The organism is Bacillus cereus group sp. BfR-BA-01382 (genome assembly GCF_022663475.1).
Taxonomy (GTDB): Bacteria; Bacillota; Bacilli; order Bacillales; family Bacillaceae_G; genus Bacillus_A; species Bacillus_A thuringiensis_S.
The window spans coordinates 1-8119 of record NZ_JAKUFQ010000161.1; the positions used below are offsets into that span (position 1 = coordinate 1).

The following is an 8119-nucleotide window of genomic DNA, read 5'->3' on the forward strand; positions in this document are numbered from 1 at the left end:
AATTGAAAAATGTTTCAAAGGTATATAAAAATGCAGAAGAGACAGCGGTTAAAGGCGTATCGGTTCATATTAAGAAGGGCGAATTTTTTGTTTTAGTTGGACCTTCGGGATGCGGGAAAAGCACATTATTACGAATGATCACTGGCTTAGAAGAGATTTCTTCGGGAGATTTAATTATTAATGAACGTGTTGCAAATGATCTAGAGCCGAAAGACCGTAATCTATCAATGGTATTTCAAAATTATGCATTATATCCACACTTATCTGTAGAAGAAAATATTTTATTTGGACTTAAGGTAAGAAAAGTACAAAAAGAAGAGCGACAAAAGCGATTAATGGAAGCTATTGAAATGGTAGGACTGAAAGAGTATGTGAAAATGAAACCAGGCCAATTATCAGGCGGACAAAGACAGCGTGTTGCGCTTGCTAGGGCGATCGTGAGTCAAGCACCAATCTGTTTAATGGATGAACCACTTTCGAATTTAGATGCGAAATTACGTGCGCAAATGAGAATTGAAATTAGAGAAATTCAGCAGCGATTAGGAATTACGATGATTTACGTTACCCACGATCAAATAGAAGCGATGACTATGGGAGATCGTATTATGGTTTTAAATAAAGGAAGTATACAGCAAGTTGGAACACCACTTGACATATATAACGAACCAGCAAACGAATTTGTTGCAAGCTTTATAGGTTCTCCTTCTATGAATATAAATGATGGAGAAGTGGATAAAGAAAAAGGTGTATTACATATAGGGAAATTGCAAATTCCATTATCTATTGGACAGTTAAAGCAATTACCAGAAGGAATAATTCGTATAGGCATGCGTCCTGAGCATATTGCACTGTCTGAGGAAGGACAAGAAGTGACGCTGCAATCTGTAGAAGTATTAGGGAATGAATCTATATTAAACTTTGCGGTAAATGGAACAATTTGGAGTGCGAAAGTCATCGGACAGTTACTCTTGAACAAAGGTGACAAAGTAAAATTATTATTCTCGCAAGAAAAGTTATGCTTCTTTAACGAAAACACGAATGAACGCTTAAAAGTGGTAGCTGAAGAAGAGTTGAAAGTGGTGGCGAAATAATGATCGAAGTAAGTAAGTTACCAGTTCAAACAAAGGTGTCAAAAAAGAAAAAATTATGGGGGAGAACGAAAGATTTAAGAATAGGATTATTGTTTTTGGCGCCATCTATTTTGCTATTTTCGATTTTTCTGTTCTATCCATTGTTTAGGACGATTTACTATAGTTTTTATTTAACCGATATACATGGAGAAGCTAATCTTTTCGTTGGCTTAGAAAATTATCAATATTTATTCTCTGATCCAGCCTTCTACAAAAGTATAAAATCAACTTTACTATTTGTTTTATATACAGTGCCTACGAGTATTATATTTGCTTTGTTTCTTGCATTGATTGCAAATGGAAAGGTAAGAGGTATTGGGTTATTCCGAGTTCTGTTTTCTTCGACGATGGGAATATCAGTAGCTGCTAGTGCAGTGATTTGGCTATTTTTATTTCATCCAAGTGTAGGATTATTTAATAATATATTAGCCGCTATGAATCTTCCTGCAATCGCATGGTTAACGAGTCCGGACTGGGCACTATTCTCTGTATCAGTTACAACAGTTTGGGTGAATACAGGGTTTGCATTTTTAGTTATATTAGGTGGTTTACAAAATATCGATACGTCTTTATATGAGAGTGCATCTATAGATGGTGCTAGTTATTTATATAAGCTTCGCCGTGTTACATTACCGATGCTATCGCCAACTTTATTCTTTATTGTAACCGTAACGTTAATTAGTGCGTTCCAAAGTTTTGGACAAATTGATATTTTAACGCACGGTGGACCGAATGATGCAACGAATTTGATTGTGTACTCGATTTACAAAGAGGCGTTTGTGAATCATCAATTTGGAACAGCAAGTGCACAAGCGATGGTATTATTTGTTTTCATTTTCGTTGCTACATTACTTCAATTTAAGTTTGCTGAGAGAAAGGTGCATTATAAATGATTGTTAAACAGTGGAAACAAAATTTCCTATTATACATGCTGCTCATTATTAGTGCAGTAATGGTATTTTTTCCTGTACTGTATGCATTTTTAATAAGTTTTATGACACCAGACGATATTCAAATGAGAAGGTTATTTCCGACCCAGTTTACTTTTGATAATTTCATTAATATTTTTCAAAAAGTACCACTTTTTACATACTTATATAACAGTTTAATTGTATCGACAGTCGTTATGATTGGACAACTTATCGTATCAAGTTTAGCAGCTTATGCTTTTGTTTTTCTTCAGTTTAAAGGGAGAAACTTAATTTTCTTCCTGTTTATTTCAACGATGCTGATTCCGTGGGAAGCAACGATGGTGCCAAACTTTTTAACGATTCAAAACTTTGGCTGGATCAATAGTTTCGCCGGGATGACAGTGCCGTTTTTTGCAACAGCTTTCGGTATTTTCTTGTTACGTCAACATTTTATGACACTTCCGAATGAACTAAAAGAAGCTGCGTTTATTGAAGGGATTGGAAATGTAAGGTTTTTATTCAGCGTTGTAATTCCGTATTGTAAAACGAGTTTTATTACGCTTGGAGTATATAGCTTTTTAACAACATGGAATATGTATTTATGGCCACTTTTAGTGACCACTGATGAAAAAGTAAGAACAGTGCAAATCGGTGTGAAGCAGCTTCAGTCTCAAGAAGTTGCAACTGATTGGGGAAGCGTAATGGCCGGTGTTACGGTTATCGTTATTCCAACATTGATTTTACTATTTTTAGGGCAAAAGCAATTACAACAAGGATTAACAAAAGGTGCAATTAAATAATTAAGAGAAGGTGAGATTTAAATGAATCTAGTAAAAAAAGGTGCTGCTCTATTAATGGTAGCAACAATGGCATTATCTAGTGTCGCTTGTTCAAATAGTAAAACAGAGGGAAAACCTGAAGCTCAGGCAAAAGTAGCACCAGTTGAAAAAAATGGTGATAAAACAGTAATTCGCTTCTGGCATGCGATGGGTGGAAAAACACAAGGAGTACTAGAGGGTCTTGTTGCAGACTATAATAAGTCGCAAAATAAATACGAGATAAAGGCAGAGTTCCAAGGGACATATGAAGAGTCTTTAACGAAATTTAGAACGATGTCTGCAACGAAAGAAGCGCCAGCTCTTGTTCAATCGAGTGAAATTACAACGAAATATATGATTGATAGCAAAAAAATCACACCAATTGATAGCTGGATAAAAAAAGATAAGTACGATACGTCAAAATTAGAAAAAGCAATTACAAATTATTATTCAGTTGATGGAAAAATGTATTCTATGCCATTTAATTCATCTACACCAGTATTAATTTATAATAAAGATGCTTTCGCAAAGGCGGGCTTAGATCCAGAGAAAGCTCCAAAAACATATGCGGAATTACAAGAAGCAGCGAAAAAGTTAACGATTAAAGAAGGCGGAAATGTAAAACAATATGGATTCTCCATGCTTAACTATGGTTGGTTCTTTGAAGAGTTGTTAGCGACACAAGGTGCTTTATATGTAAATAATGAAAACGGCCGTAAAGATGCTGCAAAGAAGGCGGTATTTAACGGTAAAGAAGGACAGAAAGTATTTGGAATGTTAGATGATTTAAATAAAGCTGGCGCACTTGGAAAGTATGGAGCAAGTTGGGATGATATTCGTGCTGCGTTCCAGTCTGGACAAGTTGCTATGTATTTAGATTCTTCAGCAGGTGTTCGTGATTTAATTGATGCATCTAAGTTTAATGTAGGTGTTTCATATATTCCATATCCAGAGGATTCGAAACAAAATGGTGTTGTCATTGGAGGCGCATCATTATGGATGACGAATATGGTTTCAGAAGAAACGCAACAAGGTGCTTGGGACTTTATGAAATATTTAACGAAGCCAGACGTACAAGCGAAATGGCATACGGCAACAGGCTATTTCTCAATTAATCCAGATGCATATAATGAGCCGTTAGTAAAAGAGCAATATGAAAAATATCCACAGTTGAAAGTAACAGTAGATCAACTGCAAGCGACGAAGCAATCTCCAGCAACACAAGGTGCTTTAATTAGTGTATTCCCAGAATCACGAGATGCAGTTGTAAAAGCATTGGAAGCAATGTATGACGGAAAGAATAGTAAAGAGGCGTTAGATGAAGCTGCCAAAGCAACAGATAGAGCAATTAGCATTTCAGCTCGTACGAGTCAAAAATAAGAGAAAGCCGTATCCTTAAAAGGGATACGGCTTTCTTTATAGGGAGATAAGGGATCAAAGAAATGATGAAGTCTTATCTCTTTTATATGAGTAAAGGGTCTAGAGTGAATGTTGTCCTTTTCATTATTTATTCAACTCCATTGCGACTTGTTTACCATTTACGAAAACCTCTACTATCGCTACTACAACTTCCATTACTTTTTTCATCTCTCATCTCTCCTTGTTTTTTGTTTCATTTCTTACTCTCAGTATAAGGAGATACAGTAATTACAACTATCGAATTGGATGACAAGAGACTTACATTGTTGTAAGGATAATAGTTTAGTTTGTAATAAAGTGAAACTTTAATCAATGGGGCTTTTCTTCATCCCCCAATGATTATTAGCCCTCACCAATCGGGCTTTTACGGGCAGCCCTACCCCCACCTAACTTCTTTGCTTCTGCTGAATTTTGAGGTGGGGGTCTTACTGCCCGTTAATGCGAGATAAATTTAATTCAAGGTTAAGATTCGGAATTTTCCGTTGTTTTGAACTATAATTAGAAAGAGGGGGGATAATATGAAAAGAATTCTTGTTATTAGTGATATTCATGGAGAAATAGAAAAGTTCGAACAGTTGTTGAAAGAAGCTCAATATGATGCGAAACAGGATCAATTAATCTTACTGGGAGATTATGTAGATCGTGGTCCAAATGCGCGTGCTGTAATTGAAAAGGTAAAAGAATTGAAAGAAGAGGGAGCTCTCATTTTAAAAGGAAATCATGAAGATATGATGATTAAGGCGTTAACGACAAATGAGGAACGTTCATGGAACCATTGGGTAAAAAGAAATGGTGGAGATAAGACATTATATAGTTATGGATTTCTAGAAGAAGATATTGTGGTTAATGAGAAAGACTTCCAAAAACCGATTTTACAATCTTCTGTATTAGAGGAACATATAAAGTTTATTCAAGAATTAGATCATTACATTGAAACAGAAGAGTATATATTTGTACATGCTGGGGTTGAGCCGATGAAACGAGTTTCTGAATCTGAACCATATACGTTAATGTGGATCCGTAATGAATTTCATAATGGATATAGCGGTGAAAAGGTTGTTGTATTTGGGCATACGGAAACAAAAACGCTTCATAGTAGTGAGGATTGCGGAGTGTATTTTGGTAGTAATCGTATTATTGGAATTGATGGCGGGGCTGTGTATGGTGGTCAGCTAAATTGTTTGGAGTTGCCAAGTAAAAAGGTATATGTAATAAAAAATTGAAAGAGATAAGAGGAATCTTATTTCTTTCAATTTTTTATTAAGGTAAATTTAAGACAAAGTTTTTATAATAAAATTTCAAAATTTTAGAAGGAAATAGTTGAAAATGAAATTACGTAATATAACTACATTCTTTTGTTATGAAGAGAAGAAATGTAATAATAAATAGAATTGAACTATTTGATGGAAGGTGAGAGCATGCGCTTACTTGTAGTAGAAGATAATACTTCGTTATTAGAGTCTATCGTACAAATTTTGCGTGATGAATTTGAAGTAGATACGGCAATAAATGGAGAAGATGGATTGTTTTTAGCGCTTCAAAATATATATGATGCAATTTTGTTGGATGTGATGATGCCAGGGATGGACGGATTTGAAGTGATTCAAAAAATACGTGATGAAAAGATTGAAACACCAGTCCTGTTTTTGACAGCGAGAGATTCTTTAGAAGATCGGGTGAAGGGATTGGACTTTGGTGGAGATGACTATATCGTTAAGCCATTTCAGGCCCCTGAATTAAAAGCGAGAATTCGCGCTTTACTACGCAGAAGTGGTAGTTTAACAACGCAGCAAACGATTCGCTATAAAGGGATTGAATTGTTCGGAAAAGATAAAGACGTTCAAGTAGATGGACAAGGTATTAAGTTGACATTGAAACAATATGAGCTACTAGAGTATCTCATTCAAAATAGCGGGAAGATTTTAATGCGTGAACAAATTTTTGATCGTGTTTGGGGATTTGATTCAGATACGACAGTAGCAATTGTAGAAGTGTATGTGCATCATTTACGTAAAAAATTAGAGCCATTCGGTTATCAGAAAGATATTCAAACCGTTCGAGGTATTGGATATATATTAAAAGAACAATGAAAAAAGGAAGTATGTTTCAAAAGACACGCATTCGTTTGACTATAGTGAATTCATTAGTATTTATCCTATTAATAGGTATATTAGGCAGTATTATTTATTCATACACATATAAGCGTATTTATAATGAAGTGGATCAATCTATAAAAATGATGGCTCAGTATAGAGAAAAATTAGATGTTAAAATACCACCAAGAAAACGCATAGAGAATATCCAGATTGGAGATCCGCGAGTAACTAGAATAACTTGGAATGGGAAAATAGTGAAAATAGAGGGCGATAACCGTAAATTCCGTTCTATTTTTGAAGAGAATTTGGAAAAGTTTTCTCCAAAAAAATTAGGGGAGTTACAAGATATTGAAGTACAAGGACGATATTTTAGAGCATTTTCGCTTCAAAAAGATGGAGAAATAGTTCAAATCGTGCGAGATATAACAGCGGAAGAAAGAATGTTAAATACTTTATTTTTAATCCTCGTTATAGGTTGTAGCATAGGAAGCCTCTGTGCGATAGGTATCGGCTTTTTCCTAGCTGGCAGAGCACTTGTACCTATTCAAAATTCATGGGAGAAACAGCAGCAATTCGTTTCTGATGCATCACATGAACTAAGGACACCGCTTGCAGTTATTCAATCAAAAACGGATGTGTTATTCCAATCACCATCCGCTACGATAGAAGAAAAAGCGATGGATATTTCTACAATTTCAAAAGAATGTAGGCGGTTATCGAAACTCGTTAGTAATTTATTATTGCTAGCACGTTCTGATTCTAATCAAATTGAGATGGATAAGAAAACATTTGAACTTGATAAATTGTTAGAAGAAATAGTAGCTCCATATAAAGAGATTGCTTCTTATCAGGAAAAAGAAATGATACTAAAAGTAGAACGTGGTGTATCTTTTATGGGGGATAGAGAGCGGATTCATCAAATGATGGTCATACTGTTAGATAATGCGATGAAGTATACAAACGAAGGTGGGCATATTCAAATAGATTGTACGCAAACGAGTAGTTCAATTCGTATACAGGTGAAGGATGACGGGATAGGAGTGAAAGAAGAAGATATTCCGAAATTATTTGATCGTTTTTATCAAGGGGATAAAGCAAGAAGTACGTCAGAAGGAGCTGGATTAGGTCTTTCAATCGCAAATTGGATTGTAGAAAAGCATTATGGAAAAATATCAGTAGAGAGCAGATGGGGAAATGGCACTTGTTTTGAAGTGATTTTTCCTAAAAATCAAAAAATATAAGTAAGAAGACGATCTTGTTTTTACAAGGTCGTCTTTTTTTTAAGGGAAAGTTAAGAAACTATTTATATTATGTATGGCATAAAGAACGTTCGTTACATGAAGAAGAGACTAGGTGTATGTGAGTGGATTTTATCAATCATAATGTTATCTCAAGCAGCGATGAGATGTATGTATAGTATTAAAAAAATTATGGGAATGCTGAAAAAGAAAGTGTAAGAGGGAGGAATTAATTTTGAAAAAGAAAATGATGACGGTATTCACTATTGGAGTAATGAGTTTAAGCATATTAGGGGGTGCCTCTCCTTCTGAAACACAAAAAGGAAAGACAGATTACACGCAGCGCAGTAAAGAACAATTGAACAATGGTAAGATACATGCAGTGCATACAGAAGAAAAAGCAGAGGAACTAGGTATTGAAACGGAAGGAAAAGAACAAATTACATTAGAAAAAGAAATTCATGAAACAGAAGTAGGAAGGGAAGCAGAGCAGTTAGGTATTTCGAT

General features: G+C 35.1%; 7 protein-coding genes and 1 pseudogene. All 8 read left to right on the forward strand.

What is annotated here, in order from left to right; all coding sequences use genetic code 11:
• Positions 1 to 2: 2 nt before the first annotated feature.
• Positions 3 to 1091, forward strand: a complete 1089-nt coding sequence (locus MR160_RS31945) for an ABC transporter ATP-binding protein (RefSeq protein WP_242299064.1) — start codon at positions 3 to 5, stop codon at positions 1089 to 1091.
• Complete coding sequence (locus tag MR160_RS31950) at positions 1091 to 2023, forward strand: carbohydrate ABC transporter permease (protein WP_000573802.1); 933 nt, start codon at positions 1091 to 1093, stop codon at positions 2021 to 2023. Before MR160_RS31945 ends, MR160_RS31950 begins: the two co-directional genes overlap by 1 nt.
• Positions 2020 to 2841, forward strand: a complete 822-nt coding sequence (locus tag MR160_RS31955) for a carbohydrate ABC transporter permease (RefSeq protein WP_000635948.1) — start codon at positions 2020 to 2022, stop codon at positions 2839 to 2841. Before MR160_RS31950 ends, MR160_RS31955 begins: the two co-directional genes overlap by 4 nt.
• Before the next feature lie 21 nt (positions 2842 to 2862).
• Positions 2863 to 4239, forward strand: a complete 1377-nt coding sequence (locus tag MR160_RS31960) for an ABC transporter substrate-binding protein (RefSeq protein ID WP_001055010.1) — start codon at positions 2863 to 2865, stop codon at positions 4237 to 4239.
• A gap of 557 nt (positions 4240 to 4796) precedes the next feature.
• Positions 4797 to 5501, forward strand: a complete 705-nt coding sequence (locus MR160_RS31965; RefSeq protein WP_000821983.1) for a metallophosphoesterase family protein — start codon at positions 4797 to 4799, stop codon at positions 5499 to 5501.
• 195 nt (positions 5502 to 5696) lie between these two features.
• Positions 5697 to 6368 carry a response regulator transcription factor gene (locus tag MR160_RS31970; protein ID WP_002162940.1) on the forward strand — a complete coding sequence of 224 codons (672 nt, stop codon included), beginning with the start codon at positions 5697 to 5699 and terminating at the stop codon, positions 6366 to 6368.
• Positions 6365 to 7615 carry a sensor histidine kinase gene (locus tag MR160_RS31975; protein WP_000715828.1) on the forward strand — a complete coding sequence of 417 codons (1251 nt, stop codon included), beginning with the start codon at positions 6365 to 6367 and terminating at the stop codon, positions 7613 to 7615. The genes MR160_RS31970 and MR160_RS31975 overlap by 4 nt, the downstream gene beginning before the upstream one ends.
• A gap of 232 nt (positions 7616 to 7847) precedes the next feature.
• A pseudogene (locus MR160_RS31980) lies at positions 7848 to 8119 on the forward strand (transporter); the annotation flags it as partial.